We start from the raw sequence: 26869 nt of genomic DNA on the forward strand, positions 1-26869 counted from the left end.
ATGAATCATCAAGAATCATTAACAGCTTATATTGCTGCCGTTGTTGCAGAGCTTATTTTTTCGGGAGTAACAGATGTCGTTGTCAGCCCTGGTTCAAGGTCAACTCCAATGGCGATGGTTATGGCAGAGCATCCTGACTTAAAAGTCCATATCCATGTAGACGAAAGGTCAGCTGCTTTTTTTGCGTTAGGGATTGCAAAGTCGTTAAATAGGCCAGTGGCGATTCTATGTACCTCGGGTACGGCAGCTGCGAACTATTTTCCAGCGATTGTGGAAGCACGCTATGCTCGGGTTCCATTGATCGTCTTAACAGCGGACCGTCCGCATGAATTAAGAGAAGTTGGTGCACCGCAAGCCATTGACCAAATTCATTTATATGGGAAGCATGTAAAATGGTTCTCCGAAATGGCATTGCCTGAAAAAAGTGAAGAAATTATCCGTTATGCCAGAACCGTTTGTGCACGGGCCGTTGCGATTACCACAAGTGCCCCAGCAGGTCCTGTACATTTGAATTTTCCTTTCAGAGAGCCGCTCATCCCAAAGTTGGATGAAGAGCTCTTCGAACTTAATGAACGACCCAACGGGTATATAAAAGTTCAAAACGGGGACTTAACGCTTTCAGATGAACATTTTCAGGAAATAGCAAAAAGGCTTACTAAGACAAATAAAGGTGTTATTATTTGTGGAAACATGGGAGATCCGGAATTCCCTAAAGCGGTTACGCAATTAGCCGAGCAATTAAATTTTCCAATCATGGCAGACCCCTTATCACAATTAAGAAGTGGGCAGCACAGCCTTGAAAATATTATTGAAACGTATGATACTTTCTTACGGGTTGATGATGCAAAATCCTTTCTTAAACCGGATGTTATTTTAAGGTTTGGAGCGATGCCCATATCAAAGGCATTAACGATATTTTTAAAAGAAAATGGAAGCGCAGAACAATATGTTATTGATGGCGGAGGAGGATGGCGTGACCCTTCAGCATTATCAACAAATATGATTTTCTGCAATGAATCATTATTCTGCGAAAAGTTATTAACATATACTGTTCCGAACTCTTCATCCGAATTTTTAACGAAATGGAAAAAAATAAACGAACTAACCAAAGAAAATATGAATGCCCTAAGGGATATCAGAGAATTAAGTGAAGGCAAACTATTCTATCAATTAGCCGAGATGGTACCAGAAGGTGCGACTCTTTTTGTTGGAAATAGCATGCCAATTCGCGACTTGGATAGTTTTTTTCTCAACAATAATAAAGCAATCAAAGTAATGGCCAACAGGGGAGCCAATGGGATCGATGGAACTGTTTCGACTGCGTTAGGTGCTGCTTTATACTCGAAATCCATCTTTCTTGTTCTAGGCGATTTGACCTTCTTCCATGACTTAAATGGTCTAATTGCAGCAAAATTATACAATATAGATATTAATATTCTTCTTGTTAACAATAATGGAGGCGGAATTTTTTCCTTCCTGCCACAATCGGAGCATCCTAAGAATTTTGAACTGCTGTTTGGAACACCACTAGATCTTGAATTTGAGCATGCAGTAAAGATGTTTAAGGGTGAATTTACGAAGATTGAAGATTGGGACCACTTAGAGTCTGAAATGAAAAAGGCTACTCATCAAACGGGATTAAAAGTATATGAGCTTAAAACAAATAGGGACAATAACCGGGACGAACACCGAGAATTTTGGAGTTTTGTTTCCGGGGAAATAACGAACTTTGTCAAAGGTGAATAGTAAATGAAGATTATTAGCAACGGAATTCAATATCATGTCGAAGTATACGGTGAAGGATCTATTCCTATTCCGCTTGTTCTTTTACATGGATTTACCGGGGACACCTCGACATGGACTCCATTCTATGATACTTGGGGGAAGAAAGTGCACCTAATTAGTCCTGACATCATTGGACATGGAAAAACGGAATCACCCGATGTACTTAGTCGATACCAAATAGAATCAGTTGCAAAGGATTTAAAAGCGATCCTTGAACATTTAGATGTTAAGCAAGTAGATCTGCTGGGTTACTCTATGGGGGGAAGACTTGCTCTTACCTTTGCCTTGCTTTTCCCAACGCGGGTCCGAAAATTGATACTTGAAAGTGCTTCACCCGGTCTGGCAACAGAAGATGAAAGACATCTTCGCCGTATGAAAGATGAAGAACTTGCTCATTTTATTAAAGAACGAGGGATACGCTCGTTTGTAGATTATTGGGAAGGAATCCCCCTTTTTCAAACGATAAAACGACTGCCTTCAGCACAAAAGCAAATCATAAGAGAACAACGTTTAAACAATTCGCCGAGTGGGCTTGCTAACAGTCTGCTGGGGATGGGAACTGGGTCCCAACCCAGCTGGTGGGGGAATTTAAACAAACTTACATGTGAGGTTATGCTCTTAACAGGTAAAGAAGATAAAAAGTTTTGTGATATTGCGGATAAAATGATGAAAGAGCTTAAAAATAGCTCATGGAAGGTTATTGAAGGTAGTGGGCATGCAATTCATGTGGAAGAACCAGAAAAGTTTGGTACAATAGTAAGTGACTTTTTGTCAAAGGAATAAATAAAAGGAGGATTTCATTTTGACAGTAGAATGGATTGCAGGACGCAAATATGAAGAAATTCTATATGAAACATCCAATGGGATTGCGAAAATCACCATTAATCGTCCACACGTACATAATGCATTTACACCGAGAACTGTTTCGGAATTAATTGATGCTTTCGCTTATGCACGAGATGATTCAAGTATAGGGGTAATTGTTTTAACCGGTGCAGGAGAAAAGGCATTTTGTTCAGGCGGTGACCAAACAGTCCGCGGCCACGGGGGATACGTTGGAGAGGATCAGATTCCTCGTCTAAATGTTCTTGACCTGCAGCGCCTTATTCGTGTGATTCCGAAACCTGTTATCGCAATGGTAAAAGGATATGCCATCGGAGGCGGTCATGTGTTACACATTGTGTGTGACTTAACGATTGCAGCGGATAACGCGATTTTCGGTCAAACCGGACCGAAAGTAGGAAGCTTTGATGCCGGATATGGCTCAGGCTACCTAGCGAGAATTGTTGGACATAAAAAGGCTAGGGAGATTTGGTTCCTTTGCCGTCAGTACAATGCCCAAGAGGCACTTGATATGGGCTTAGTTAATACAGTGGTTCCGCTTGAAAGAGTAGAAGAAGAAACCATCCAATGGTGTAATGAAATTCTGGAGAAAAGTCCTACTGCCCTTCGTTTCTTGAAAGCAGCCATGAATGCTGATACAGACGGCTTAGCAGGTCTTCAACAATTTGCTGGCGATGCGACTCTTCTTTACTATACAACCGATGAAGCAAAAGAAGGGCGCGACTCCTTTAAGGAAAAGCGTAAGCCTGATTTTGGTAAATTCCCTCGTTTTCCTTGATCGTAATTTTAAAATGTTAATTATAAGTTTTTGAACTTAGATTACTGCCTAGCTCCAGCGCCCAGCGGCTAGTGGACTTCGCTCTTTTCCCTACGATAAGTCAACATCGGTTCGCTAACGCTCTCCGTGTTTCCTTTATCTCAGTCAAAGAGCTCCAGTCCATACGCCGCTAAACGGGCGCTTGCGCTTTTTTAATCAGCTTGATGGTTCCCATCAGGCTGTTTTTAATAGGAAGACGGGTACGAGCAAGACGGATTTGGAAAGGTGACAGATATGCAAAGCGAAAAGATACCTAATTTTTTAAAGAAAAGAGCGTTTCTAACCCCTGAACGGACCGCTGTTTATTTTCAAGAACAAACGATAACCTTCGGAGAACTCTACCAGCGTTCTTATCAAGCAGCAGGCCAGTTAGAAGGGTTAGGAGTACAAAAAGACCAATATGTTGGTGTGCTATTAAAAAATAATCTTGATACCGTTGTTATTTTATTTGCACTCCAGTTGTTAGGGGTTCATTCTGTAATTTTAAACAACCGCCTCGCTCCGGCAGAATTGGTCTGGCAGTTAAAAGATTCAAAGGTGGCTTCTTTACTACTTGACGACTCTTTTTCTGATACAAGAGCATTCATAAATAGACAGCTTCCGTCCTTAGACATGGTAACGAAGGGGGACTTATTAACCGGGATTACTTGTGAACCCGATATTCAGGAAGAAATCGGCTTGTCGGAAGTATGTACGATTATGTATACATCAGGAACGACAGGAAATCCCAAAGGGGTAATTCAAACCTATGGAAATCATTGGTGGAGTTCAGTAGGTTCAGCCTTGAATTTGGGCTTTATGGAAGGTGATTGCTGGCTTTGTAACGTTCCCCTCTTTCATATTAGCGGCTTTTCAATTTTAATGCGCAGTGTCATCTATGGAATCCCTATCGTTCTCCACGACCACTTTGATGCGGAAGATACCATTAATGATATTCATGATAAAAAAGTGACGATCATGTCAGTTGTTGGTACAGCCCTAGGTCGAATTGTTGATGCTCTTCAAGACAGGCGCCTTCCAGATCATTTTCGCTGTATGCTTCTTGGAGGGGGACCCGCGCCATTACCATTACTACAAGCGTGTGTAGAAAAAGAAATTCCTGTATTCCAAACCTATGGAATGACTGAATCCTCCTCACAAATCGTAACACTTGCTCCAGAGTATAGTCTGTCAAAACTGGGATCAGCCGGAAAGCCATTGTTCACCTCGCAAGTTCAAATTGTTTCGGAAAATGGCAGCCAAGTTCCCTCAGGTGTGCCAGGTGAAATTGTCGTCAAAGGACCAAATGTTACCCCGGGTTATTTATTCCTTCCTGAAGTAACAGAAGAAAAGTTTCAAAATGGCTGGTTCCACACGGGAGATGTGGGGTACTTAGATGAAGAAGGCTTCTTATATGTACTTGATCGCCGTTCTGACTTAATTATTTCAGGGGGAGAGAATATTTACCCTGCCGAGATTGAGGCGGTTTTGTTAGCCCATCGGGATGTCTTAGAGGCAGGGGTTACAGGTTTAGAGGATGCTAAGTGGGGACAAGTGCCGATTGCTTTTATAATAAAAAAACCGGGAACCAATCCTTCGAGTGAAGAACTAATGCAATTTTGTAAAGAGCAATTAGGCAAATATAAGGTACCGAAAGCATTTTATTTTATGGAAGAACTGCCTAGAAATGCATCGAAAAAACTGTTGCGCCGGGAGCTGCGGAAGTGGGTAGATCAATGCTGACGATAGCATCGCTTGAGTTAAATATCATCCAAATGCCCTTAAAGGAACCATTTCTAACCCATTTAGGAGCCGTGACGGACCGTGAGGGAATCATCATTAAGATAACCAATTCAGATGGTGTTACAGGGTTTGGGGAGGGCGTGGCATTTTCCACCCCATGGTACACAGAAGAAACGGTAAAAACAAGTTTACATATGTTAACTGATATTTTGATTCCTTTATTAAAAAAAAATCCGATCAATCATCCCCAAGAGGTTTCACTGCTTTTTCGCTCGATAAGAAGGAACAATATGGCTAAGGCCGCATTAGAAACGGCTCTATGGGATTTATTTGCAAAAAGTTATTCACAGCCGCTAGCAAAAACCCTGGGCGGGACACGCTCGCTTATTGCCTCAGGTGTAGTGGTGGCGACAGACTCAACTAAAAATGCACTCCAACAAATCGAACAATATCTTGAAGCCGGTTATCAGCGGATTAAAGTAAAAATAAATCCACGGCAAGATTATTCTTTTCTCTCTGAAATTCGCAGCGTTTATCCAGACCTCGCAATCATGGCGGATGCTAATTCTGCCTATACCTTAAAAGATATCGATCGAATAAAGGCACTGGATGACTTTAACTTACTGATGATTGAGCAGCCGCTGGGCTTTGATGATATTCTTGAACACGCAATGCTGCAAAAAGAAATAAAGACACCTATTTGTTTAGATGAAAGTATCGTCAGCTTTGAGGATGCTCGAAAAGCCATTGAGTTTGGAAGCTGTCAAGTGATTAATATAAAAGTGGGCAGAGTTGGCGGCTTGTATGAAGCAAAACGAATTCATGACTATTGCTTTGTAAAGGGCATACCTGTCTGGTGTGGAGGAATGATTGAATTTGGAATATCCCGCGCCCATAATATTGCACTCGCCTCCTTACCAGGCTTCACCATCCCAGGAGATATCTCCGCGTCTAATCGTTTTTGGGAGGAAGACATTATCACTCCCGAAGTAACTGTAGAAAACGGATTCGTAAAGGTCCCGTCAGGTCCCGGGATTGGATTTGAAATAAACGAGAAAAAATTACAGGAAGTCTTGTTATTGAAAGAAACATATACTTTATAAAAAAAATGAACCAGAAAAGGGCCTGGTTCATTTAATCAACAATTAATTATTTAAAGCAGTTTTTAATGATTCGAGATTTTGATTCATTAATGAAAAATAGGTTTCTTTGTTTTTGATGTTATCGTTGGACAAAACAGCAAGATTATGAATAGGTAAAGCTTTTGCACCAATTTCTTTTTGAACAATCTTTCCAAGCTTTGAATGGACATTTTGTTCGAAAAGCATATAGTGCAAACCATCTTGTTCAGCAACAGAGATTATTTTTTCTAATTCTTTCTGGGTTGGCTCATTGGCTGTCGACAGCCCTGAGATGCTGATTTGTTCAATTCCATACCGTTTTTCCCAATAACTAAAGGCCGCATGTGTTACGATAATTTTTTTATGCTTTGCATTTGTGAGTGCCTGTTCATAATTAGTATTTAATTCATCTAACTTTTCGGCAAGTTGTTGAAAATTTTCATTAAATAATTGTTTATTTTGAGGCATTTGTTTGATTAAGCTATCACGAATGACCGCAGCCATTTCTTTTGAATAAATCGGGTCAAGCCATACATGTGGATTGATATCCTTGTGAGTTTGATCATGTTCCTCCTCATGTGAATCGTCGAATTTTGGGAGCTTAAGATCCTCAGCTGTTGGGATTAATGTAACATGTTCATTTTTTAATGTTCCTTTAGCTTTTTCCACAAATCCTTCCAGCCCAAGACCAATATAGAAAAATAAGTCTGAATCGGCTAAATTCATCATATCTTTTTGGGATGGTTCAAATGTGTGTTCATCTGCTCCGGGCGGATAAATCGTTTTAACATTTACATATTTGCCGCCAATTTGTTCAGTAAAATATTGAAGTGGAAATACGGTTGTATAAACAGTTAACTGGTCCTTCTTTTTTTGTACTTGATCTTTACTATTTGTACAGGCGGACAACAGAAGGCTTAATGGTAGCAGAATAGAAAGGATACGGATGATTTTTTTCATAATGGCTCCTTAGTAATATTATTAAATCGGATTAATTACGATTTGTTTTCGAAAGTTTTTTTGAATTCTGAATAATGATTAATACATAATACGGAACGATTCCGATTTCCAATTGTATCTTATAAAAAATTTTCCCGAAATGCAAGTATAAAATTTTGTTTCATCATGAAAAATTAGGTATGCTTATAGAAATAAAGGAAAGGGTGGTTATCATGAGTAACTCAACATTATTGAATGAGCTGTTAGACTATAATAAAAAATTTGTGGAGCAGCATGAATATGAAAAGTACGAAACAACCAAATTTCCGAATAAGCGCATGGTGATTCTTACATGTATGGATACTAGATTATTGGAGCTATTGCCCAAAGCATTAAATTTGGGAAATGGTGATGCGAAGCTTATAAAAGACGCTGGCGGCCTATTGTCACACCCGTTTGGAAGTGTGATGAGAAGTATCCTGATTGCGGTTTATCAATTAAAAGCTCAGGAGGTTTTAGTCATTGCTCATTATGATTGCGGTATGAGCGGTCTAAAAGCTGAACCGGTGATTGAGAGTATGAAGGAGCGTGGAATAACAGATGAAACCCTTGATACGCTTACATATTCCGGCATCAATATTAACCAGTGGCTTCATGGGTTTGATAATGTAACCGAGAGTGTGGAGCACAGTGTCGATATCATCAAAAATCATCCATTAATGCCAAAAGATGTACCTGTTCATGGATTGGTCATCGACCCCAAGACAGGGAAGCTTGATTTAATTGTTGATGGGAATAAGAATTAGAGTTTATCTTTTTCAGGTACAGGATCCAGACCACCAGGATGAAAGGGATGGCATTTTGCTATCCTTTTGATGGTCAACCAGCCGCCTTTGAGCGCACCAAACCGTTGAATGGCTTCTAGGCCATAATGAGAACAGGTTGGATAAAACCGGCAGGTCGGTGGTTTTAATGGTGAGATAACAATTTGGTAAAAACGAATAATCGCCAGGAAGGCTTTTTTAAGCATGACCATCTCTCCTTATCTACAATTATTTACAACATACCATAATTTAATAATCTCGTCTAAATTGTTAAATATATGTATGTGGATGAAAAAACTCGGAATTTATTGTATGATAAATGGTAGATAAAAAAAGGAGTGATATCGATGCCTTCAGTTGAAAGCTTTGATTTAGATCATAACGCTGTTAAAGCCCCTTATGTGAGACATTGCGGAGTTCACAAGGTTGGAAGTGACGGTGTTGTTAATAAGTATGATATTCGTTTTTGCCAGCCAAATAAACAGGCGATGAAACCTGATGTCATTCATACACTCGAGCACTTGCTTGCTTTTAATCTTCGCAAGCATTCCGAGAAGTACAACCACTTCGATATTATTGATATTTCACCAATGGGCTGTCAAACAGGATATTATCTTGTCGTTAGCGGAGAGCCAACTGTCGAAGAAATTATTGATCTTTTAGAAGATACAATGAAAGATGCCCTTGAAATCATTGAAATTCCTGCTGCAAATGAAAGACAATGCGGCCAGGCAAAACTACATGATTTAGAAGGCGCCAAACGTTTAATGCGTTTTTGGCTTGAACAAAGCAAGGAAGACCTTAAACAGGTATTTGCTTAAGCATAAAAAAAATTCCTATTCGCTTGAATAGGAATTTTTTATGCTTTATTTTGGTCCTGATTATGTTCTTGTTCAAGATGTGGATTGTTTTCTAATGGGTCGACAGTATGTTTATATGTGTAGGCTTTAGAAGTGGTACCCACGGCTAGAATAAGGACAACGATAACAATAATAATACAAATGACAGCTACTACATACATGAGTGAGTATCCTCCTTTTTTCTCTATTGTAGCATGAAATTGCATTTTATTGAGAAAAGAAAAAGGGAAGCCCTTTGTTCGAGCTTCCATCCTTATGTTATTATGTAAGGTTAATGAATATTTCGAGGATGATAAGTATTTGTGCGGTGCTGTCCGTACTCTTCTTGGGCGAATTTACCCTTCAAACTTTCAATTAAGTAAATACCCATTAAATTATATAACTCCTGCTTATCCATTTCTTGGATTAGGGCAAGTAAATCTTCATGTGACATTTCTTCTAAAAACGCAAAGGCCAGCATGTCGATATCTTCTTCATCACCGGTAAGCTTGTTCCGGTACATTTCGTACAACTCATCTACTAATTTCATTTGGTACACCTCCTAGTTATCTTTTCCCTTATAAAGATAAAATAATGCTAACTTAACCGTTTGTAAATTGACTGAAAAATCTGTTTCTTTAGTTGTATGTTTATTATAGCGTATTTACTGCTAAAAAATGACTCGAAATTTGACAAAGAATAAATTTTTTCTATTTGCAAATTACTAATGAGTAAAAGGGGATGACATAATAATGGATGAGCAAAAGAAAACTTATTATATTGATGTAGGAAGCGGACAAATTTCGCAAAGTGCTACAAGTGCAACCTGGAGTTATAAAATTCAGGCAGATACTGAAGAAATTATCCAATTGCGGGAGCTTTTTGACCAAAATTATTCAACCGAATGGAAAAACTTCTTTAGAGCCCATGTTCCATATGTGGAGTATCATTATGACCGTGAAAACGATGCATATGACAGTACCATTCAGCAAGTGTATGGAATGTTGCATAAACTTGGTGATGAGGAAGCAAAACATCATATTGAAAGTATGGATATACTGCCAAAATAAAATAATTACTCTGTAAGAAAAATCCTAACTTTAGGATTTTTCTTTTTTCATTATAATTAGGTTAAAACTGTTGAGGCGGAATTTAGAATGATGCATTTTTTAGATGAAAATGGAAATCCGGTAGATTTGTCATTTTCACAAAATTCTTTCGAAGAGAAAGCCAAGCATGTGTTGGTCATTTGCCAATATGGGGAAGAGTGGCTGCTGACGGACCATAAAGAAAGAGGACTCGAATTTCCCGGCGGAAAAATGGAATCAGGGGAAACTCTTGAAGAGGCCGCACACCGGGAAGCATATGAGGAAACGGGTGCCATTTTAGATAAGTTAAAATTTATTGCAGAGTATAAATTTTCAGACTCAAGGAAGTCTTATGTGAAGGCGGTCTTCTGGGGGAAGGTCGATCGGGTGGAGGAAACGACTAGTTACCACGAAACCAAGGGTCCCGTTTTAGTTACAGGTGATATATTGCTAAAGCGATTCGGAAATCATTACAGCTTTATCATGAAAGACCAAGTCGTCGAACAGTGTGTTACACACATTCGAAAGTTACAAAACGAAAAGGAATAGTAGAGAGTCATACCCATCCACTATTCCTTGATAATTTTTTTCTCTAATAATTCGACGAGCTGATACATAATCGTGGCAAATACAGCGATAACCAACAGGGATAAGAAAACAAGTGTAAAATTAAAGACTTGGAAGCCGTAAATGATCATATAGCCGAGCCCTCTTGATGATACAAGAAATTCTCCGACGATTACACCGACCCAGGAGAGGCCGACATTCACCTTTAATGTAGAAATTATCGTTGGAAAACTCGCAGGAAGAATAGCCTCTTTGAAGCATTGCCATCGATTGGCTCCGAAAGTTTGGAGCACTTTTAGATAATTCGGATCGACCTCTTTGAATGAGGTATAAACCACAATAGTTGTAATGATAATCGAGATAATCGCACCCATGGCTATGATCGAAGAATATCCTGGACCCAGCGCCACAATTATAATAGGTCCTAAAGCAACCTTTGGCAGTGCATTTAAGATGACAAGATATGGATCGAGCACCCTGGAAATCATCGGGGACCACCAGAGGATCGCAGCTAAAATTGTCCCTAGTAAGGTGCCAAGAATAAATCCAAAAACAGTTTCTGTTAATGTTACGCCTATATTACTGATTAGTGTTCCATCCTGAATTTTTTCAAGAAGTAAGTTCCATATCTTCAAGGGAGAACTGAAAAGTAACGGGTCAATCCATTGTTTTTGACTGGCCAATTGCCAACTAGTGAAAAAGAGGATAAATATAATCGCTTGATAAAATCCAACCCATCTTTTTTCAATCTTCAACGATTGAATGTAGTTTTTATGGAGTAGCTCCAGCTTATTCTTTTTCTCGCTCAAGAGACTCCAACTCCTTCCATATCGTTTGAAAAATACTTGAATAGGCCTCATGGTTTCTTGCTTCAAATGGGGATATATTTCTTAGCTCCTCCGGCATCGTAAAGGTTTTATAGATTCTTCCTGGACTGGGTGAAAGTAAAAAGACCCGATCACTCATGGCAATAGCCTCACCAATATCGTGAGTAACAAGAATCGCAGTTTTACCAAATTCATCTAATGTTTGTGATACTAAATCCTCAAGTTTCAACTTTGTCTGATAATCGAGAGCGGAAAAAGGCTCATCAAGCATAAGCAGTTTTGGTTCAGTAGCCAGAGTACGGACGAGAGCTACCCGCTGCCTCATCCCCCCTGATAACTGCCTGGGAAGTTGTTTTTCAACCCCAGTTAATCCGATTTGATTAAGCAGGCGTAGGGCTGCAGCTTTTGTGTTTTGATTCAACTGTTTGGATAACTTTAGACCCATCAGGATATTCTCTTCAATCGTCTTCCAAGGAAATAAATAATCCTGTTGGAGCATATAACCAATTTGACTTTTTGCGGTGGTTACTGGTTTATTTTCTAACAAGACGGTTCCTTGCGTTGGTTTAAGCAAACTAGAAATAATGGAAAGCAGAGTTGTCTTACCACAGCCGCTTGGGCCGAGGAGGGAGACAAACTCGCCCTCCTCTACAGTTAATGAAATATTGGAGAGGGCCGTGGTGGCAGAGGACTTCGTAAAATAGGTATGGTGAATATTTTGAACGGTTAAAAAGCTCATAAGGACGGCCTCCCTTTCCTTTATTCTTTGATAATCTTGTTAGCAATTTCTGTGTTTACAAGTGTTTGATGATCCACTTCTTTTGGCAGTACACCGGCTTCGTCCATGATATTTTGAAGATTATTCCATTCTGCTTGATCAAGAATTGGATTTGTAGCAAAAGAACCTTGACTTTTATAGCGCTCAATAACGGTTGTCATAATCTCTAAATCTGTGTCCGGGAAGTACGGTTCCACGGCTTTGGCAATTTCCGCTGCGCTGTGCGATTTAACCCACTGTTGTGCTTTGTAGATTGCTCGTGTAAACTTTTCAACCGTTCCCTTATGCTCTTTCATATAACTTTCCTTGGACATATACGTTGTATATGGGACGTGACCGGACTCTTTACCGAAGGAAGCCACAATATGACCTTTTCCTTCTTTTTCGAAAATACTTGCCGTTGGCTCAAATAATTGTACAAATTCACCCGTTCCAGAGGCGAACGCATTGGCAATATTGGCAAAATCAATATTCTGGATTAAGTTCAAATCCTTTTGTGGATCGATCCCATGCTTCTTTAAAACAAACTCACCAACCATCTGAGGCATGCCGCCTTTACGTTGTCCTAAGAACGTTTTACCTTTTAAGAGATCCCATGAAAAATTATCAATCTTTTTCCGTGCAACGAGGAAGGTACCATCTGTCTGAGTTAATTGGGCAAAATTTATGACCGGGTCGTTTGCCCCTTGGGCGTAAACATAAATGGATGTTTCTGAACCAACCAGGGCTACATCTGCACCCCCGGAAATTAGCGTGGTCATGGTTTTATCGCCGCCGGGTGTAGTTGTGAGTGTAACGTCTAAACCTTCAGCCTTGAAAAATCCCTTGGCTAGGGCAACATACTGCGGAGCATAGAAAATAGACCGGGTAACTTCAGCGATTCGAACTTTTTCAAGTTTCTTCGTGTCATTTTTTGTGGTGCTATTACAAGCGACAAGTGAAAACATAAGTATAGTGATGAGCAGAAAGGAGAAACTGAACTTTAACGATTTTTTCATGAAGCGAGCCTCCTTATATTTCAAAAAATCTGGGCTAATTGCCTAAGATATATTATGAAGTGGAGAAAAATATGTGAATGCCCAGTGATTATAAATTTACGAAAAAAGGGAAGTTTTGCAGATGAACCAAAACAGTAATGGTAGAATCGTCGATATCATGCGCTTTCCTTCTCCAAATCCTAACGTTGAATTAAAAGTCATCACGTACCTTTCCAATGGATTACGAGTGAAGGGATTGCTTGCGGAACCGATTGGGGAAGGTGACTATGATGGATTCCTTTATTTACGCGGTGGTATTAAAAATGTGGGCAAAGTTCGACCCGCAAGGATTGCCCAGTTTGCTGCAGAGGGCTTTATTGTTTTTGCCCCTTACTATCGCGGGAATCAAGGTGGGGAGGGCAATGAGGATTTTGCCGGTGACGATCGGGAAGATGCGTTTTCAGCCTTTTTGCTGTTAAAATCATTACCTAGGGTGCAAGAAATACATATTTTTGGATTCTCACGTGGCGGTGTGATGGCACTTTTAACCGCAATTGAGTTTCCTGAAACTGCCTCTGTTGTCACCTGGGGTGGGGTCAGTGATATGTCCCTCACCTATTTGGAACGGAAAGATTTACGGAGAATGATGAAACGAGTCATTGGCGGAACCCCACAGAAGTTTCCAGAACGGTACGAAGACAGGACCCCACTTTATCAATTAGAAAGAATGTCAGCCCCTGTACTGATTATCCATGGGGTGAAGGATGGAAATGTCTCGGTGGAACACGCGTATCGACTAGAGAAAAGGCTAAGGTTTTTAGAAAAAACAGTCCAAGTATGGTACTTTAACGAGTTTACACATTACTTTCCCCCGGCAGTAAACAGAAAAGTAGTTAATGATTTAACGAATTGGATGAAAAGTCATCGCAAAAGATGATAATATATAGGTAATACAAGCAGAGGAGCGGATATTAATGGGTATGCCTCTTGAGTTAAATACGATGATTGTGACTAAAGGCAGAGAGAAACGGGTCGAGGAAAACGTCTTTTTGTTAGAAAAAGAAGGGTACAGACTTTATCCAATCGAGATTCCAATTGATGTTAGAAAAACAATGGATAGTGATTCAAGCGGTACCGCATTGATAAAAAAAGTTGAGTTGCAAAATAACAGAACGACAATAACCTATCAATTAGTTTCATTGAATTCGACGAATTAATAATAGGAAAGCCCATATCAAAATGATATGGGCTTAGATGTATCATTGAAATTAGATGATGTCCAGCTCCAGCGCCCAACGGCTAGTGGACTTCGCCCTTTTCCCTACGATAAGTCAACATCGAATCGCTACGCTCTCCGTGTTTCCTTTATCTCAGTCAAAGTGCTCCAGTCCATACGCCGCTAAACGGGCGCTTCCGCTTACGAGGTTGGTCCGCCGTTTTCTTTAATATCTTGGGAAACATTTTTGAATTTCTTGAAGTTATCTTGGAACTTTGCTGCTAATTCTTTTGCCTTCTTCTCATAGGCAAAAGGATCAGACCAAGTTTTAACCGGCTGCAGGACTTCATCTGGAACCCCTGCGATATGGAGCGGGATATTTAATCCAAAGATCTCATCCTTCACGGTTTCAACATGATTTAGTTCACCTTCAAGTGCCGCTTGAACCATGGCACGTGTGTAGGAAAGCTTCATCCGATTACCAACACCGTATTCTCCGCCAGTCCAGCCAGTATTGACTAGAAAAACATTGGCATTGTGCTCAAGGATTTTTTCACCGAGCATTTCTGCGTAACGAGTCGCAGGGAGAGGTAGGAATGGAGCGCCAAAGCAGGTCGAGAAGGTAGCTTGTGGTGATGTTATTCCACGCTCGGTTCCAGCTAATTTTGATGTGTAGCCGCTTAAAAAGTGATACATCGCCTGTTCCTTTGTTAATTTGGAAATTGGAGGAAGCACTCCAAAGGCATCAGCCGTTAAAAAGACGATTGTGTTAGGATGACCCGCGATGCTTGGTTGAACAATATTATCGATTGCATCAATCGGATATGCTGCACGTGTATTTTCTGTCAACGTTCCATCATCGTAATCAGGGACTCTAGATTCCTGGTTCAATGTCACATTTTCTAGGACAGTTCCAAAGCGGATCGCATCAAAAATTTGCGGTTCTTTTTCACGAGAAAGATTGATACATTTTGCATAGCAGCCGCCCTCGATATTAAAGACGCCATTAGATGACCAGCCGTGCTCGTCGTCACCTATTAGTCGGCGGTTCGGATCAGCAGACAAAGTTGTTTTACCTGTTCCGGACAAGCCAAAGAATAGAGCCACATCGCCTTCATTGCCAACATTAGCAGAACAGTGCATGGAAAAAATATTACTTTCAGGGAGTAAGTAATTCATGACAGAAAATATAGATTTCTTCATTTCACCGGCGTATTCTGTTCCACCGATTAAAACAATTCTTTTCTCAAAAGAAATCATAATAAAAGCTTCTGAGTTCGTACCATCAACAGCAGGATCTGCCTTGAAATTAGGTGCAGAAATAACAGTGAAACCGGCATCATGAGCAAGTAATTCATCATCAGTAGGTCGAATAAACAACTGATGTACAAATAAATTTTGCCAAGCTAACTCATTTACGACTTGGATAGACAAGCGTGATTTTTTATCAGCACCTGCAAAGCCTTTAAAAACAAAAATTTCATTTTTCTTTCTTAAATAATCAATAACCTTATGATAAAGTCCTGTGAAAACCGCTTCAGAAATAGGTTGGTTGGTAGTGCCCCATTCAATTTTCTCTTTCGTTGATTCTTCTAAAACAATGAATTTGTCTTGAGGAGAGCGGCCAGTATATTTTCCGGTAACAACACTAATTGCTCCGGTAGAGGTGAGTGATCCCTCATCACGAGTTAAGATCTTTTCCACTAATTGAGGTACTGATAATTGGACATTTACATGATTTTCCTTTAATAATTGCAATAACTCATTTCGAGTATCAACTGAATTCATATTATAAACCTTCCTTTATTTTAGTTTTTATGTTGTAAATAATACAAAAAGTATAACACATTGACTAGATTGATGCATACTATTTAACAGAATTTTTTAAAATTATGCATACCTGAATGAAAATGGAAATTATACTATTTTGAAATTTCCCTATTGACATGGACGAAGATTCTTAAAAAATCCATTGACATTGTTTGATGATGTGTTAATATTCTAAGTTGAACGGATACTCTCTTATCCCGAGCTGGTGGAGGGACAGGCCCAATGAAACCCAGCAACCTGCAGTATGAAAAGATTGACCACCTAAAAGGTCCTTTTCACGTGCGAAGGTGCTAATCTGACGCAAGGCTCAAGCCTTGAACGATAAGAGCGAAAGGCCCGGAACAACCTTTCCTCTCAGGAAGGTTTTTTGTTTTGTATAAGTCCTTTTATGAAAACAGTCTCTAATAAAAATCCTTTGTTTATTACATACTAAGGGAATGAGTACCGTATCAAATTCTCGGGGTTCAAGAAGTATTCCTGTAACCTTCCAAAAACCTCGATAATCTCATATTATAGGAGGAATTCAGATGTCAACAAAACGTCGTTTGTTCACTTCTGAATCAGTTACTGAGGGTCATCCTGATAAGATTTGTGACCAAATTTCTGATTCCATTTTAGATGCTATCTTAGCAAAGGATGCTAATGCCCGTGTTGCGGCTGAGACTTCAGTAACAACAGGACTAGTGTTAGTTGCAGGGGAAATCACCACGTCTACTTACGTGGATATTCCAAAAATTGTTCGTGAAACGATTAAAAACATCGGATACAATCGTGCGAAATTTGGTTTTGACTCTGAGACATGTGCTGTTTTAACATCTATTGATGAACAGTCTCCGGACATTGCGATGGGGGTTGACCAAGCATTAGAAGCACGCGAAGGTCATATGTCAGACGAGGAAATCGAAGCAATTGGTGCAGGGGACCAAGGGTTAATGTTTGGTTTTGCTTGTAATGAAACGAAAGAGCTTATGCCACTTCCGATTTCACTAGCTCACAAGCTGGCTCGCAAATTAACTGAGGTTCGGAAAGATAAAGTGCTTGATTACCTTCGTCCCGACGGAAAAACTCAAGTAACGGTGGAATATGATGAGAATGATAAACCAGTCCGTATTGATACGATTGTCATCTCCACTCAACACAATCCGGAAGTTACGTTAGAGCAAATTCAACGGAATTTAAAGGAATATGTGATCAATCCAGTTGTTCCAAAAGAGCTCATAGATGAAAATACAAAATATTTTATTAATCCAACCGGCCGTTTCGTTATTGGCGGACCACAGGGGGATGCAGGTTTAACTGGTCGGAAGATTATTGTTCATACATATGGCGGATATGCTCGCCATGGCGGTGGTGCCTTCTCCGGTAAGGATCCAACAAAGGTTGATCGTTCTGCAGCCTATGCGGCACGTTATGTTGCTAAAAACATCGTAGCTTCCGGCCTTGCCGACAAGTGTGAAGTTCAACTTGCCTATGCAATTGGTGTAGCACGACCAGTTTCGATTGCAGTTGATACGTTTGGTACCGGTAAAGTAAGCGAAGATGTGCTAGTTGACTTAGTTAGTAAAAACTTCGATCTTCGCCCTGCTGGCATCATTAACATGTTGGATCTGCGTCGCCCAATTTATCAGCAAACAGCAGCTTACGGTCACTTTGGCCGTACAGATGTGGATCTTCCTTGGGAGCGCACAGATAAAGTAGAAACATTACGAGAGCAAGCAAATCTATAAATAGAAAAGCGGGGAGTTACATACTATATGTAACTCCTGTTTTTTTCTCCGTCTATATACCTGTACAATTAATCAAATTTTAAATAAAATGAAGTGTTTAAGCAGGACAAAAGAAGTGAAAAATGTGGATAATAAATTTACCTATGGTTCACAGTGCATTTTTTACAAAAAAAGTGGTAGTATTAGAGAGTATGTTTTTTAAGTCCAGCTCTAGTGCAGGGACTTTTGCGCTTTTGAGCAATACGTCCGTTTGGCGGATATATAGAATGAGGTGAGGTACATAATGTGTGGTTTTATCGGTTGTGTACACGACAAAACACAAAACTTTAGTGATGAGCAAAAACAACAATTTAAAAATATGAACGATATTATAACACATCGCGGACCGGATGATGACGGTTTTTATTATGATGATCATATCCAATTTGGGTTCCGCCGTTTAAGTATCATTGATATTGAGAGTGGTCATCAACCGCTAACATATGAAAATGAACGTTACTGGATTATTTTTAACGGTGAAGTTTATAACTATGTTGAACTGCGTGAAGAACTACTAACAGAAGGCTTAACGTTTGCGACTAGTTCTGATACGGAAGTAATTATTGCACTATACAGCCATTTGAAGGAAAAAGCGGTTGAAAAACTGCGCGGTATGTTCTCTTTTGTTATTTGGGATAAGCAAGAACAAACTCTTTATGGCGCTCGTGATCCCTTTGGAATTAAACCGTTTTTCTATTTTGAAGATGGGGAGAGAACCTTTTTTGCCTCTGAGAAAAAAAGCATTCTGTTAGGTCTCGAAAATGATGTACTTAATTATGATTCCCTGCAGCATTATTTGACCTATCAATTTGTTCCGGAACCCAACACTATGTCTGATGGAATTAAAAAGTTAGAGCCGGGGCATTATTTTACAAAAAAAATAGGCTCACCGATGGAGATCAAACGATATTGGAAGGCACACTTTAAGCCCGTGCAAAAATCAGAACCTGATTTTATCAAGGAAATTAAAGATGTTCTCTTTGACTCTGTCAAAAAGCACATGCGCAGTGATGTTCCTGTTGGTTCGTTTCTTTCAGGCGGAATTGATTCTTCAATCATCGCATCGATTGCAAAAGAATATCACCCTGCGATTAAAACTTTCTCAGTTGGATTTGAGCATAATGGATTTAGTGAAATTGATGTTGCAAAAGAGACCGCTGAAAAGCTGGGTGTGGAAAATATCAGCTATGTGATTTCACCACAGGAATATATGAATGAAATTCCAAAAATCATGTGGCATATGGATGATCCGCTAGCTGATCCGGCCTGTGTACCGCTTTATTTTGTTGCCCGTGAGGCAAGAAAGCATGTTACGGTTGTTCTCTCTGGTGAGGGTGCGGACGAATTATTTGGCGGTTACAATATTTATCATGAACCCCAATCATTAGAGGTATTTAATAATATTCCGAGAGCAGGCAAAGTGCTTTTAAAAGGGATCGCAGCCATGATGCCTGAGGGAATGAGAGGGAAAAGCTTTATCGAACGCGGTGTTACTCCAATGGAAGAACGCTATATTGGTAACGCGAAGATGTTTACAGAAGAAGAGAAGCGTGAATTATTAAGTGTCTATCGTGAAGGGCTGGATTATCGCGATATTACGAAACCTCTGTACGCTGAATCACGAGGATACGATCCAGTAGACCGGATGCAGTATATTGATATCCATACATGGATGCGCGGTGATATTTTACTGAAGGCTGATAAAGTGACGATGGCTCATTCTCTAGAGCTTCGAGTGCCATTCCTTGATAAAGCCGTTTTCGAAGTAGCTTCAAAGATTCCGACCAGCCTAAAAACTGTTCATGGAACAACGAAGTATATTTTGCGTAAAGCAGCGGAAGGCGTAGTGCCTGCCCATGTGCTTGACCGGAAAAAGCTAGGGTTTCCAGTGCCAATCCGTCATTGGCTAAAGGATGAAATGAACGAGTGGGCAAAAAATATTATCCGCGATAGTAACACGGATCATTTGATTAATAAATCATATGTGTTGCAATTACTTGAAGATCATTGCCAAGGCAAAGCAGACAACAGCAGGAAAATCTGGACTGTGTTGATGTTCATGGTATGGCATCAAGTGTATGTTGAGGATGTTTATTCCTTTCAACGTGATTACGCATTAGAAAAAGTACTACAAACATCTAAAAATTAATGCAAAAAGCACCCAAATACCATGGGTGCTTTTTGTGTTTTTATTTTAGGGACTTATAGTATTGTCCCTTTTCTGCATATTCTGTAGAGATTCTTAGCATATCTTTTTTGTCTTCTTCGTTTAATTCTCTAATAACTTTTGCGGGTCTGCCAAATGCTAAGGTATTCGGGGGGATTTTCTTTCCTTGAGGTACTAAACTTCCCGCTCCAATAAACGCACCTTCACCGATTTCAGCATTATCAAGAATGATAGAACCCATGCCAATTAACGCCTTTTTTCGAACGATACAACTGTGTAAAATAACTTGATGTCCAATCGTTACTTCATCTTCTAAAATTAGCGGGTTATTGGGGCTTTGGTGTAATATAGAATTATCTTGGATATTTACTTTCTTCCCGATAATAGTTGGGGCTACATCCCCTCTGATCACAGTGTTAAACCAAACACTTGACTCATCGCCAATCTCGACATCACCAGTAATCGTCACATAATCGGCGATGTAAGCAGAATCAGCTATGCGTGGATATTTATCTTTAAATGGATAAATCATTTTTCTCGCTCCTTTGGGATGATGATTCTATTGTATCGGAAGTATGATGTGATTCACAAAATATTTGCCCTTTTTTAAAAAGGGACCCTATAAAAGTATAAAATTTTTCCAACAATAGGTAATAACTAATTCCAGGGGGAAGACTATGTGGAAGTGGGAAGCAGAAGGGGAAGCGAAAGCTGTTATCGTGATGGTTCATGGTGCCATGGAACATCATCGCCGTTATGGCTGGCTGATTGAAATGTGGCGTTCAGCTGGGTTCCATGTGATTATGGCGGATCTTCCCGGGCAAGGGATGACAACAAGAGCGAACCGCGGTCATATTAATTCCTTCGATGAATACATTTTCGAGGTGAAGGATTGGATACAAGCAGCTTACCGCTATGATTTGCCAGTCTTTTTACTCGGTCACAGTATGGGAGGCTTGATCTCCATCCGCCTCTTACAGGAAGAAAGATTGAATGTTGCGGGAGTGATCCTTTCTTCGCCATGTTTAGGGTTAGTTCATACCCCGTCCAAATTTCTGGATCTTTTATCGCACGGCCTGAATGTGGTTTTCCCTTCACTGCGGATGAATTCCGGATTGACAGTCCAAATGGCGACTAGAAACGAAGAAGTACGGGAAGCCGATTCTAATGATACTCTTTATATAACCAAGGTCTCGATTAGATGGTATCGGGAATTGTCAGGTGCCATGAAAGAGGCTTTTGAAGACCTTGAAAAAATACAGGATATTCCGATGCTTGTCATGCAAGGCGGAGATGACAAAATTGTTAAAAAGGGCACTGTAAAGGAATGGTTCAATCACGTCCCGTTATCTGAAAAGAGATATAAGGAATGGCCGAAATGTTATCATGAAATCTTTAATGAACCGGAACGGGAAGAGGTATTTGAGTATGCAAAGGATTTTGTTATTAGTCAAATAAAAGCAATAGGTTATATTGTTTAGAAAGGTTGTCGGTTTCAATGATGCCAATCACCCTAATGTCTAGGGTCTATCGCAAAATACTTCCAGCTGTCCACAAAGAATTGGCTTATTGGAAAAGCCGTGCTGAAAATATTCCTAATGCGGAGCTAAGAACCCAGGCTCTTGCTAGTATTAAGCACAAAACCTTCCATTGTGAAGGAGGTGCCATCCTCGCACTAACTGCGAAAGAGGACTATAAAAAAGCAATAAAATTTATTGTAGCCTATCAAACAATCAGTGATTATCTAGATAATCTATGTGACAGAAGTACCTCACTTGATCCTAATGATTTTGCTGCGCTCCATGAATCGATGTCAGATGCACTGACTCTTAATGCGGAGAAGAAAAATTATTACCGACTTCGCGTGGACCAGGATGATGATAATTATTTGTATGATTTATCGGAAACCTGTCGTTCGGTTCTTAGAGAAGTAAAGAATTATGATGGAATCAAAGATTATTTGCTTGAGCTTTGCCAATACTATTGTGATTTACAAATACACAAGCATGTTACTAAAGAGGAGCGTGTCCCGCGCCTTGAAAAGTGGTTTCAAACCAATCAAGATCACTTGCCTGAAATGGAATGGTATGAATTCTCCGCTTGTTCGGGTTCTACATTGGGGATATTCTGCTTAATCTCCTACTCGCTTCGTGAGGATTTTCAACTTAGTGATGCTGAAAATATTCGAAAGGGATACTTTCCATATATTCAGGGTTTACATATTCTGTTGGATTATTTTATTGATCAAGAGGAGGACATAGCGGGAGGGGACTTGAATTTTTGTTCCTATTATCAAAGCGAAGAAATTCTTTTTCAGCGATTGAAACATTTTGTCGTAGAAGCAGACCGACACACGGAGTTCCTTCCACATAGAAATTTCCATCGCTTGATTAACCGTGGTTTGTTAGGAATATATTTGTCAGATGCCAAGGTCCGCAAACAGAAAAGGGTTCGTAGATTGGCAAAAGGAATAATTAAATCGGGCGGTTGGATTAGTTACTTCTTTTATTTCAACGGTCTTGCCTACCGTTCTGTGCAAAAATCAGTCCCGGCGTTTGTTACCAGGCTAATCACAAAATAAACCAGGCGGGAAGGCCTGGTTTTAAATTTTTTCGATGGCAATAATAAACGCCGGACTATTTTGTTGATTAATAAATTGGTACTGGAGCACATGTGCCGTTTTTTGATCCATTTGCCCGCAATAGCTTAGCAAAGAATCCCGCTCTTCAGCCCCTCCTTTGTGACCATGGTATATAACAAGAACAATGATTCCTTCAGATGTCATAATCTCTAAGAGCTGATGAATGGCAGCAATTGTGGTCTCAGGCTTCGTAACAATCGTTTTATCACTGCCAGGAAGATAACCTAAATTAAAGATGGCACCTGTTACTTTGTCCTGGCCAACGTCAGGAATCAGTTTGGAAAGGTGTTCGTGACCGGATTGGAACAGCGTAACTCGGTCTGATAGGTTTTGCTGTATCAATCGTTCCTTACTGACAGCAATGGCTTCCTCTTGAATATCAAACCCAAATACATGTCCGGATTCACCAACAAGCTCTGCTAAGAAAACCGTATCATAGCCATTTCCTACTGTAGCATCGACCACAATATCACCGGGATTAACCGCTTTTTGAAGTAAACCTTTCGCAAATGGAAGGATTTTGTCCATTTTCATCACTACTTCACCAAATTACCTTGATAAAATTTCCCCTGCCAAACTGTTCCTTTCCCTTCAGTTTAGCATCAATCGCATTCAAGACTTCCCACTTGTTCACACTCCACATTGGTCCAACCATTAAGTCTATTGGTCCATCCCCTGTAATCCGATGAACAATCATTTCCGGTGGTAAAATTTCTAATTGGTCACATACTAAGTTTACATAGTCCTCTTGCGACAAAAACTCAAGCATTCCTTTTTCATATTGCTTGACCATTGGCGTTCCTTTTAACAAATGAAGCAAATGAATCTTAATTCCCTGCACATCTAACTTGGCGACTTCCTGCGCTGTTTCCATCATCATGTCATAGGATTCAAGCGGAAGACCATTGATGATGTGGGAGCAGATGCGAATACCGTGCTTCCGAAGCTTGTTAACTCCGTCTTTATAGCATTGGAAGTCATGAGCACGATTTATAAGTGTGGCCGTCCGTTCGTGGACAGTCTGCAAGCCGAGCTCCACCCATAAATAGGTACGCTGATTCAATTCTGCTAAGTACTCGACCACATCATCGGGCAGACAATCAGGACGGGTGGCAATTGATAACCCCACTACCCCTTCCTGCTGTAGAACGGATTCATACTTTTCACGAAGAACATCGACAGGTGCATGGGTATTGGTAAATGCCTGAAAGTAGGCCATGTATTTGCCATCTTTCCATTTCGTGTGCATTTTTTCTTTAATGTCGTTGAATTGAGTTTCCAAGGTCTCGACACGATTTCCGGCAAAATCGCCTGATCCTGATGCACTACAAAAAGTGCAACCTCCATGTGCGACCGTGCCATCACGGTTCGGGCAGTCAAAGCCTCCATCGAGTGCCACCTTAAACACCTTATGACCAAATTGTTCGCGTAGGTGGTAATTCCAAGTATGGTAACGTTTATCATCAGATGCATATAGAAAAGGTCTAGTCTGACTCAATCAGAAAACCTCCTTTTATAATAGTAAAAGAGCATAACATCAATTTTAACATGATATGACAAGCTATCCAAATGTAATTATTTACGAACATGCTTGGTAAATAATTATCCAACTAATTGTGTTATAGGAAATAGAATGGAGAACACAATAAGAAATGAAGCAATATGCTTCTATTGATTCAAGGGATTGAGTTATTAAAGAAGGGGGTTCTAAAGATGGCTACTCGCGACTCAATGGACAACTTAATGCAACAGGTTGAGGATGCAATTCGCTATGCCGAGGAACAGTACAAACAAAGCAGCCTTCAAGAGCAGTATAATGATGATGATTACACAAAGGCACTGCAACAGCTTGAAGATACTTACCAGGACATTACCAAAATGGCCCATAGTGCAAATTCGCAGCAAAGGGACCAACTCCATAGAATGAGACTCCAGCTTCAGCAGCTTCAGAACACAATGATTCTAGAGGGGGAAAACCTTTGAAAAAGCGTTCCAAACAACAAAATCCCGAACAGAAAACACGGAATGGAAATAATAATCAAGATTTAGAGCTCGGACAAGATTTTGATCTTGTAAAGCAAGCAAAGAAGAACTATGAAAAAACAGGTGGACAGCCTGTGAAATCCAAATTTCACCAAGAAAAGGACCAATCCTCCTAAAAATATAGAAGGAACCCTCATTTTTTTTTCGTTGAGGGCTTGCTTGTGAGGTACAAAAGGGTTAATCACAAACCTAATCCATAGCAAATCACATAAATTTCACAACACAATTCACAGTATATTGCACAGTAAAAAAGGCTTAGAGATGCAAATATCTCTAAGCCTTTTTTTCACGAAAGCACCAGTAAGTTGTAAAAGTTCATTTGACGCTAAAACGAGTTTGATAATAAGCGGAGAAATTCCTCTTATTTATCAAATAGCACTGAAAATAGCTTAAATAGACGGAAGGATTCCGACTATTGCCTCGAAAAACATGAAAATGAGTAATTTTGCTTTGCTTAACCGGAAAAACTCCGCTTATTTACCCCAAACCGAGCTCCATTATGCATTTAACCGGAAAATCTCCGCTTATTTAAGTATCACTGGTTCCTCAATTAAGGATAAGACCTCTTATATAAAAAAAACAAGTGAATCTCATTCAGATGCGTTGCGAGAACCTTCCATCTGCGGGGATTCCCAAGCCCCACTAATCCTGAAGGTGTCTACGTGCCCGTGAAAGTTACCCATTAAAATTATAGCCAACAATCTTTGTAATCCAAACATAATCCACGTACTAAATCACAACAAATTCACAGACCTCCAATAATTATTTCATCCCCTGTGATTTACTTTGTGAACTAGGGAACAATTAGCAATTATAATTTGCCAAAATGTTGATAAGTCAATTAAAACGTATTGTGAATTCAGGTGCGTTTTCCTATGTTTTTTATAATGTTTGCACCTCTATAGTAAACCCGTTATTTTTTTTCGTTGAGGGCTCTTTTTTTTTGATAAATTTTCTACGGTATATTTTATAAAAAAGTGTTTAAAATCACTTGAAATAACAATTTTTCACCAAAAACACCTTGAAAATAGAGGGAAACCCTCGTTCATAATTTGGTAACAAGTGATCTTTAATTTGTGATGTGCGTCACAGTTTGCCTTGTCATATCATGGTTTAAATAAGGTATGGATTAACAAAATTCATCTCAAAACCTCTACTTTAAGTTAGATGAACAGAATATAAATCGGTTCAACTAACATTTTTTTTTGAAATTTATGTGAACGAATTCACATTTTATCCACATTATAAACCAGGTGAAAGGAAGTAACTAAATGAATAAGTACATATTGATTGTCAGCATACTCCTTGCTTTTATGTTTCCTTCTAATACCTTGGCTGAAAATGAAAGCCTATTAAGTTTGGAGGAATTGTCCATTCAAGTAATGCCGGAATATACGTATCATCCCAACGATAAACAGAAGGATCACGTACCACTATTAATTGGGTATCAAGGGTCAATGGTCAACAACACGGACCATCCGCAAATAGGAAAAATTGAAATACCTCTGCCCATGAAAGAGAAAGATTTTCGAATTGGCTATGTTGCCGATTACTCTAATGATTTAAGTAAGGCATATGAAATTGAATACATAATTGACCCTGTAAAAGGGACCATTTCCTGGACTACTAGCGAAGAAATCGGACCGAAAGAGCGATATAAATTTGTTATCGAGTATTATTCAGAAAGCATAAAGGTAAAAAGAGATCTAAAAACTCTCCAGTACAAATTTAAAAGTTTTGCTGATATTGACTTGGTGAATGTCATTTTTACAACTCCAGATAAAGCAGAAAAAGTGAAAATAACGCCAATCCTTTCAGAAAAGAATAATCACGGGGATGAGAAAAATACATACTCCTATCTTTTTCAACATGTAAAAGCAGGGGAAGAAAAAAACTTCACCCTTACCTATGAACGAAGTGAATCCAAGCCTACCTCTGAGCTTATGAATTCACAAACCAAAAAGATAAAGGATGAGAAATCAAATCGTCTTGCTATTGGTGCTTTCAGTGGGATCAGCGTCCTTTCTATAGGTGCACTGTTATTTTTGATAAGGAAGAGAAAGTGAAACTGTAATCCAT

Annotated in this window: 28 protein-coding genes, 1 pseudogene and 1 riboswitch; of the genes and pseudogenes, 18 read left to right on the forward strand and 11 right to left on the reverse strand. The window is 39.6% G+C overall.

Translation table 11 applies throughout. The features are described from left to right. The 5 genes from menD to menC all read left to right on the forward strand — a co-directional run bounded on the left by menD (position 1) and on the right by menC (position 6270). Positions 1-1746, forward strand: a complete 1746-nt coding sequence (gene menD, locus RCG22_RS20670; protein ID WP_308104494.1) for a 2-succinyl-5-enolpyruvyl-6-hydroxy-3-cyclohexene-1-carboxylic-acid synthase — start codon at positions 1-3, stop codon at positions 1744-1746. 3 nt (positions 1747-1749) lie between these two features. Next, positions 1750-2568, forward strand: coding sequence for a 2-succinyl-6-hydroxy-2,4-cyclohexadiene-1-carboxylate synthase (menH, locus tag RCG22_RS20675; RefSeq protein WP_308104495.1), 819 nt, complete (start codon positions 1750-1752; stop codon positions 2566-2568). A gap of 19 nt (positions 2569-2587) precedes the next feature. Next, positions 2588-3406 carry a 1,4-dihydroxy-2-naphthoyl-CoA synthase gene (menB, locus tag RCG22_RS20680; RefSeq protein ID WP_308104496.1) on the forward strand — a complete coding sequence of 273 codons (819 nt, stop codon included), beginning with the start codon at positions 2588-2590 and terminating at the stop codon, positions 3404-3406. 273 nt (positions 3407-3679) lie between these two features. Continuing rightward, positions 3680-5167, forward strand: a complete 1488-nt coding sequence (locus RCG22_RS20685) for an o-succinylbenzoate--CoA ligase (protein ID WP_308104498.1) — start codon at positions 3680-3682, stop codon at positions 5165-5167. Then, positions 5161-6270 carry an o-succinylbenzoate synthase gene (gene menC / locus RCG22_RS20690; RefSeq protein WP_308107216.1) on the forward strand — a complete coding sequence of 370 codons (1110 nt, stop codon included), beginning with the start codon at positions 5161-5163 and terminating at the stop codon, positions 6268-6270. The genes RCG22_RS20685 and menC overlap by 7 nt, the downstream gene beginning before the upstream one ends. A 42-nt stretch (positions 6271-6312) precedes the next feature. Here menC and RCG22_RS20695 read toward each other — a convergent pair whose 3' ends face one another. Further along, entirely contained in the window at positions 6313-7251 is a 939-nt protein-coding gene (locus RCG22_RS20695; RefSeq protein WP_489685538.1) for a metal ABC transporter solute-binding protein, Zn/Mn family, read from the reverse strand. A gap of 209 nt (positions 7252-7460) precedes the next feature. Between RCG22_RS20695 and RCG22_RS20700 the strand changes: the two genes are divergently transcribed. Continuing rightward, on the forward strand, positions 7461-8033 hold the full coding sequence (locus tag RCG22_RS20700) for a beta-class carbonic anhydrase (protein WP_308104500.1): 573 nt from the start codon (positions 7461-7463) through the stop codon (positions 8031-8033). Here the strand turns inward: RCG22_RS20700 and yidD are convergent. After that, positions 8030-8257: a membrane protein insertion efficiency factor YidD gene (gene yidD / locus RCG22_RS20705; RefSeq protein ID WP_098260157.1), complete on the reverse strand. Its 228-nt coding sequence runs from the start codon at positions 8255-8257 to the stop codon at positions 8030-8032. The two genes, RCG22_RS20700 and yidD, sit on opposite strands and share 4 nt — an antisense overlap. 141 nt (positions 8258-8398) lie before the next feature. On the opposite strand from yidD, the gene RCG22_RS20710 reads away from it, so the two are divergent. Beyond that, complete coding sequence (locus RCG22_RS20710; protein ID WP_308104501.1) at positions 8399-8872, forward strand: S-ribosylhomocysteine lyase; 474 nt, start codon at positions 8399-8401, stop codon at positions 8870-8872. Between the two features lie 38 nt (positions 8873-8910). Here the strand turns inward: RCG22_RS20710 and ytzI are convergent, their stop codons facing one another. Together ytzI and RCG22_RS20720 are read right to left on the reverse strand one after the other, a co-directional pair. Continuing rightward, positions 8911-9072: a YtzI protein gene (ytzI, locus tag RCG22_RS20715; RefSeq protein ID WP_308104502.1), complete on the reverse strand. Its 162-nt coding sequence runs from the start codon at positions 9070-9072 to the stop codon at positions 8911-8913. Positions 9073-9182: 110 nt separating this feature from the next. After that, entirely contained in the window at positions 9183-9440 is a 258-nt protein-coding gene (locus tag RCG22_RS20720) for a DUF6154 family protein (protein ID WP_066258317.1), read from the reverse strand. Positions 9441-9642: 202 nt separating this feature from the next. Between RCG22_RS20720 and RCG22_RS20725 the strand changes: the two genes are divergently transcribed. Next, positions 9643-9960 carry a hydrolase gene (locus RCG22_RS20725; RefSeq protein WP_308104504.1) on the forward strand — a complete coding sequence of 106 codons (318 nt, stop codon included), beginning with the start codon at positions 9643-9645 and terminating at the stop codon, positions 9958-9960. Between the two features lie 87 nt (positions 9961-10047). Continuing rightward, the gene (gene ytkD, locus RCG22_RS20730; protein ID WP_308104505.1) at positions 10048-10527 is read left to right on the forward strand and encodes an RNA deprotection pyrophosphohydrolase; all 480 of its coding nucleotides are present in this window, start codon (positions 10048-10050) and stop codon (positions 10525-10527) included. 20 nt (positions 10528-10547) lie between these two features. Here the strand turns inward: ytkD and RCG22_RS20735 are convergent, their stop codons facing one another. From RCG22_RS20735 to RCG22_RS20745, 3 genes are read right to left on the reverse strand one after another with little or no spacing between them, the layout of a single operon-like run. Beyond that, positions 10548-11354, reverse strand: coding sequence for an ABC transporter permease (locus RCG22_RS20735; RefSeq protein WP_308104506.1), 807 nt, complete (start codon positions 11352-11354; stop codon positions 10548-10550). Further along, complete coding sequence (locus RCG22_RS20740; RefSeq protein ID WP_308104507.1) at positions 11335-12111, reverse strand: ABC transporter ATP-binding protein; 777 nt, start codon at positions 12109-12111, stop codon at positions 11335-11337. The genes RCG22_RS20735 and RCG22_RS20740 overlap by 20 nt, the downstream gene beginning before the upstream one ends. A 20-nt stretch (positions 12112-12131) precedes the next feature. Next, entirely contained in the window at positions 12132-13148 is a 1017-nt protein-coding gene (locus tag RCG22_RS20745; RefSeq protein WP_308104508.1) for an ABC transporter substrate-binding protein, read from the reverse strand. Between the two features lie 121 nt (positions 13149-13269). On the opposite strand from RCG22_RS20745, the gene RCG22_RS20750 reads away from it, so the two are divergent. Both RCG22_RS20750 and RCG22_RS20755 read left to right on the forward strand, forming a co-directional pair. Then, entirely contained in the window at positions 13270-14064 is a 795-nt protein-coding gene (locus tag RCG22_RS20750; protein ID WP_308104509.1) for an alpha/beta hydrolase family protein, read from the forward strand. Between the two features lie 37 nt (positions 14065-14101). Then, positions 14102-14344: a DUF2584 domain-containing protein gene (locus RCG22_RS20755; protein ID WP_098260148.1), complete on the forward strand. Its 243-nt coding sequence runs from the start codon at positions 14102-14104 to the stop codon at positions 14342-14344. A gap of 200 nt (positions 14345-14544) precedes the next feature. Here RCG22_RS20755 and pckA read toward each other — a convergent pair whose 3' ends face one another. Next, on the reverse strand, positions 14545-16131 hold the full coding sequence (pckA, locus tag RCG22_RS20760) for a phosphoenolpyruvate carboxykinase (ATP) (protein WP_308104510.1): 1587 nt from the start codon (positions 16129-16131) through the stop codon (positions 14545-14547). Between the two features lie 231 nt (positions 16132-16362). Next, positions 16363-16501, forward strand: a riboswitch (SAM riboswitch). A gap of 199 nt (positions 16502-16700) precedes the next feature. On the opposite strand from pckA, the gene metK reads away from it, so the two are divergent. Together metK and asnB are read left to right on the forward strand one after the other, a co-directional pair. Further along, positions 16701-17900: a methionine adenosyltransferase gene (gene metK / locus RCG22_RS20765; protein WP_308104511.1), complete on the forward strand. Its 1200-nt coding sequence runs from the start codon at positions 16701-16703 to the stop codon at positions 17898-17900. Between the two features lie 283 nt (positions 17901-18183). Then, positions 18184-20088 (forward strand): asparagine synthase (glutamine-hydrolyzing), encoded by a 1905-nt coding sequence (gene asnB, locus RCG22_RS20770; protein WP_308104512.1) that lies wholly within the window; start codon positions 18184-18186, stop codon positions 20086-20088. A gap of 40 nt (positions 20089-20128) precedes the next feature. Here the strand turns inward: asnB and RCG22_RS20775 are convergent, their stop codons facing one another. Then, complete coding sequence (locus tag RCG22_RS20775) at positions 20129-20638, reverse strand: gamma carbonic anhydrase (RefSeq protein ID WP_308104513.1); 510 nt, start codon at positions 20636-20638, stop codon at positions 20129-20131. Positions 20639-20783: 145 nt separating this feature from the next. On the opposite strand from RCG22_RS20775, the gene RCG22_RS20780 reads away from it, so the two are divergent. After that, a complete protein-coding gene (locus tag RCG22_RS20780) occupies positions 20784-21587 on the forward strand; it encodes an alpha/beta hydrolase (protein ID WP_308104514.1) in 804 nt (267 codons plus the stop codon). Between the two features lie 35 nt (positions 21588-21622). Then, a complete protein-coding gene (locus tag RCG22_RS20785) occupies positions 21623-22687 on the forward strand; it encodes a tetraprenyl-beta-curcumene synthase family protein (protein WP_308104515.1) in 1065 nt (354 codons plus the stop codon). A 21-nt stretch (positions 22688-22708) separates the two neighbouring features. Here RCG22_RS20785 and mnmM read toward each other — a convergent pair whose 3' ends face one another. Beyond that, entirely contained in the window at positions 22709-23281 is a 573-nt protein-coding gene (gene mnmM, locus RCG22_RS20790) for a tRNA 5-(aminomethyl)-2-thiouridylate-methyltransferase MnmM (protein WP_308104516.1), read from the reverse strand. A gap of 2 nt (positions 23282-23283) precedes the next feature. Continuing rightward, a pseudogene (gene mnmL / locus RCG22_RS20795) lies at positions 23284-24245 on the reverse strand (tRNA modification radical SAM protein MnmL/YtqA). Between the two features lie 215 nt (positions 24246-24460). Between mnmL and RCG22_RS20800 the strand changes: the two are divergent. The 3 genes from RCG22_RS20800 to RCG22_RS20810 all read left to right on the forward strand — a co-directional run bounded on the left by RCG22_RS20800 (position 24461) and on the right by RCG22_RS20810 (position 26856). Next, the gene (locus tag RCG22_RS20800) at positions 24461-24730 is read left to right on the forward strand and encodes a YtzC family protein (RefSeq protein ID WP_098260139.1); all 270 of its coding nucleotides are present in this window, start codon (positions 24461-24463) and stop codon (positions 24728-24730) included. Then, a complete protein-coding gene (locus RCG22_RS20805; RefSeq protein ID WP_308104517.1) occupies positions 24727-24906 on the forward strand; it encodes a glycogen biosynthesis protein GlgD in 180 nt (59 codons plus the stop codon). The genes RCG22_RS20800 and RCG22_RS20805 overlap by 4 nt, the downstream gene beginning before the upstream one ends. 1155 nt (positions 24907-26061) lie before the next feature. After that, a complete protein-coding gene (locus RCG22_RS20810) occupies positions 26062-26856 on the forward strand; it encodes a hypothetical protein (RefSeq protein WP_308104518.1) in 795 nt (264 codons plus the stop codon). Positions 26857-26869 lie beyond the last annotated feature (13 nt).

The organism is Neobacillus nitrireducens (assembly GCF_030915405.1).
GTDB lineage: Bacteria > Bacillota > Bacilli > Bacillales > Cytobacillaceae > Neobacillus.

What these genes read in the sequence shown, in the direction of transcription:
- RCG22_RS20750 (WP_308104509.1), top strand. Translation starts at nt 13,270, where the DNA reads ATGAACCAAAACAGTAATGGTAGAATCGTCGATATCATGCGCTTTCCT.
- RCG22_RS20685 (WP_308104498.1), top strand. Translation starts at nt 3,680, where the DNA reads ATGCAAAGCGAAAAGATACCTAATTTTTTAAAGAAAAGAGCGTTTCTA.
- RCG22_RS20745 (WP_308104508.1), bottom strand. Translation starts at nt 13,148, where the DNA reads ATGAAAAAATCGTTAAAGTTCAGTTTCTCCTTTCTGCTCATCACTATA.
- menD (WP_308104494.1), top strand. Translation starts at nt 1, where the DNA reads ATGAATCATCAAGAATCATTAACAGCTTATATTGCTGCCGTTGTTGCA.
- menC (WP_308107216.1), top strand. Translation starts at nt 5,161, where the DNA reads ATGCTGACGATAGCATCGCTTGAGTTAAATATCATCCAAATGCCCTTA.
- RCG22_RS20800 (WP_098260139.1), top strand. Translation starts at nt 24,461, where the DNA reads ATGGCTACTCGCGACTCAATGGACAACTTAATGCAACAGGTTGAGGAT.
- RCG22_RS20710 (WP_308104501.1), top strand. Translation starts at nt 8,399, where the DNA reads ATGCCTTCAGTTGAAAGCTTTGATTTAGATCATAACGCTGTTAAAGCC.
- RCG22_RS20720 (WP_066258317.1), bottom strand. Translation starts at nt 9,440, where the DNA reads ATGAAATTAGTAGATGAGTTGTACGAAATGTACCGGAACAAGCTTACC.
- RCG22_RS20755 (WP_098260148.1), top strand. Translation starts at nt 14,102, where the DNA reads ATGGGTATGCCTCTTGAGTTAAATACGATGATTGTGACTAAAGGCAGA.
- RCG22_RS20785 (WP_308104515.1), top strand. Translation starts at nt 21,623, where the DNA reads ATGTCTAGGGTCTATCGCAAAATACTTCCAGCTGTCCACAAAGAATTG.
- asnB (WP_308104512.1), top strand. Translation starts at nt 18,184, where the DNA reads ATGTGTGGTTTTATCGGTTGTGTACACGACAAAACACAAAACTTTAGT.
- RCG22_RS20740 (WP_308104507.1), bottom strand. Translation starts at nt 12,111, where the DNA reads ATGAGCTTTTTAACCGTTCAAAATATTCACCATACCTATTTTACGAAG.
- RCG22_RS20780 (WP_308104514.1), top strand. Translation starts at nt 20,784, where the DNA reads ATGTGGAAGTGGGAAGCAGAAGGGGAAGCGAAAGCTGTTATCGTGATG.
- ytkD (WP_308104505.1), top strand. Translation starts at nt 10,048, where the DNA reads ATGATGCATTTTTTAGATGAAAATGGAAATCCGGTAGATTTGTCATTT.
- RCG22_RS20700 (WP_308104500.1), top strand. Translation starts at nt 7,461, where the DNA reads ATGAGTAACTCAACATTATTGAATGAGCTGTTAGACTATAATAAAAAA.
- menH (WP_308104495.1), top strand. Translation starts at nt 1,750, where the DNA reads ATGAAGATTATTAGCAACGGAATTCAATATCATGTCGAAGTATACGGT.
- mnmM (WP_308104516.1), bottom strand. Translation starts at nt 23,281, where the DNA reads ATGAAAATGGACAAAATCCTTCCATTTGCGAAAGGTTTACTTCAAAAA.
- RCG22_RS20725 (WP_308104504.1), top strand. Translation starts at nt 9,643, where the DNA reads ATGGATGAGCAAAAGAAAACTTATTATATTGATGTAGGAAGCGGACAA.
- yidD (WP_098260157.1), bottom strand. Translation starts at nt 8,257, where the DNA reads ATGCTTAAAAAAGCCTTCCTGGCGATTATTCGTTTTTACCAAATTGTT.
- metK (WP_308104511.1), top strand. Translation starts at nt 16,701, where the DNA reads ATGTCAACAAAACGTCGTTTGTTCACTTCTGAATCAGTTACTGAGGGT.
- RCG22_RS20810 (WP_308104518.1), top strand. Translation starts at nt 26,062, where the DNA reads ATGAATAAGTACATATTGATTGTCAGCATACTCCTTGCTTTTATGTTT.
- ytzI (WP_308104502.1), bottom strand. Translation starts at nt 9,072, where the DNA reads ATGTATGTAGTAGCTGTCATTTGTATTATTATTGTTATCGTTGTCCTT.
- pckA (WP_308104510.1), bottom strand. Translation starts at nt 16,131, where the DNA reads ATGAATTCAGTTGATACTCGAAATGAGTTATTGCAATTATTAAAGGAA.
- RCG22_RS20775 (WP_308104513.1), bottom strand. Translation starts at nt 20,638, where the DNA reads ATGATTTATCCATTTAAAGATAAATATCCACGCATAGCTGATTCTGCT.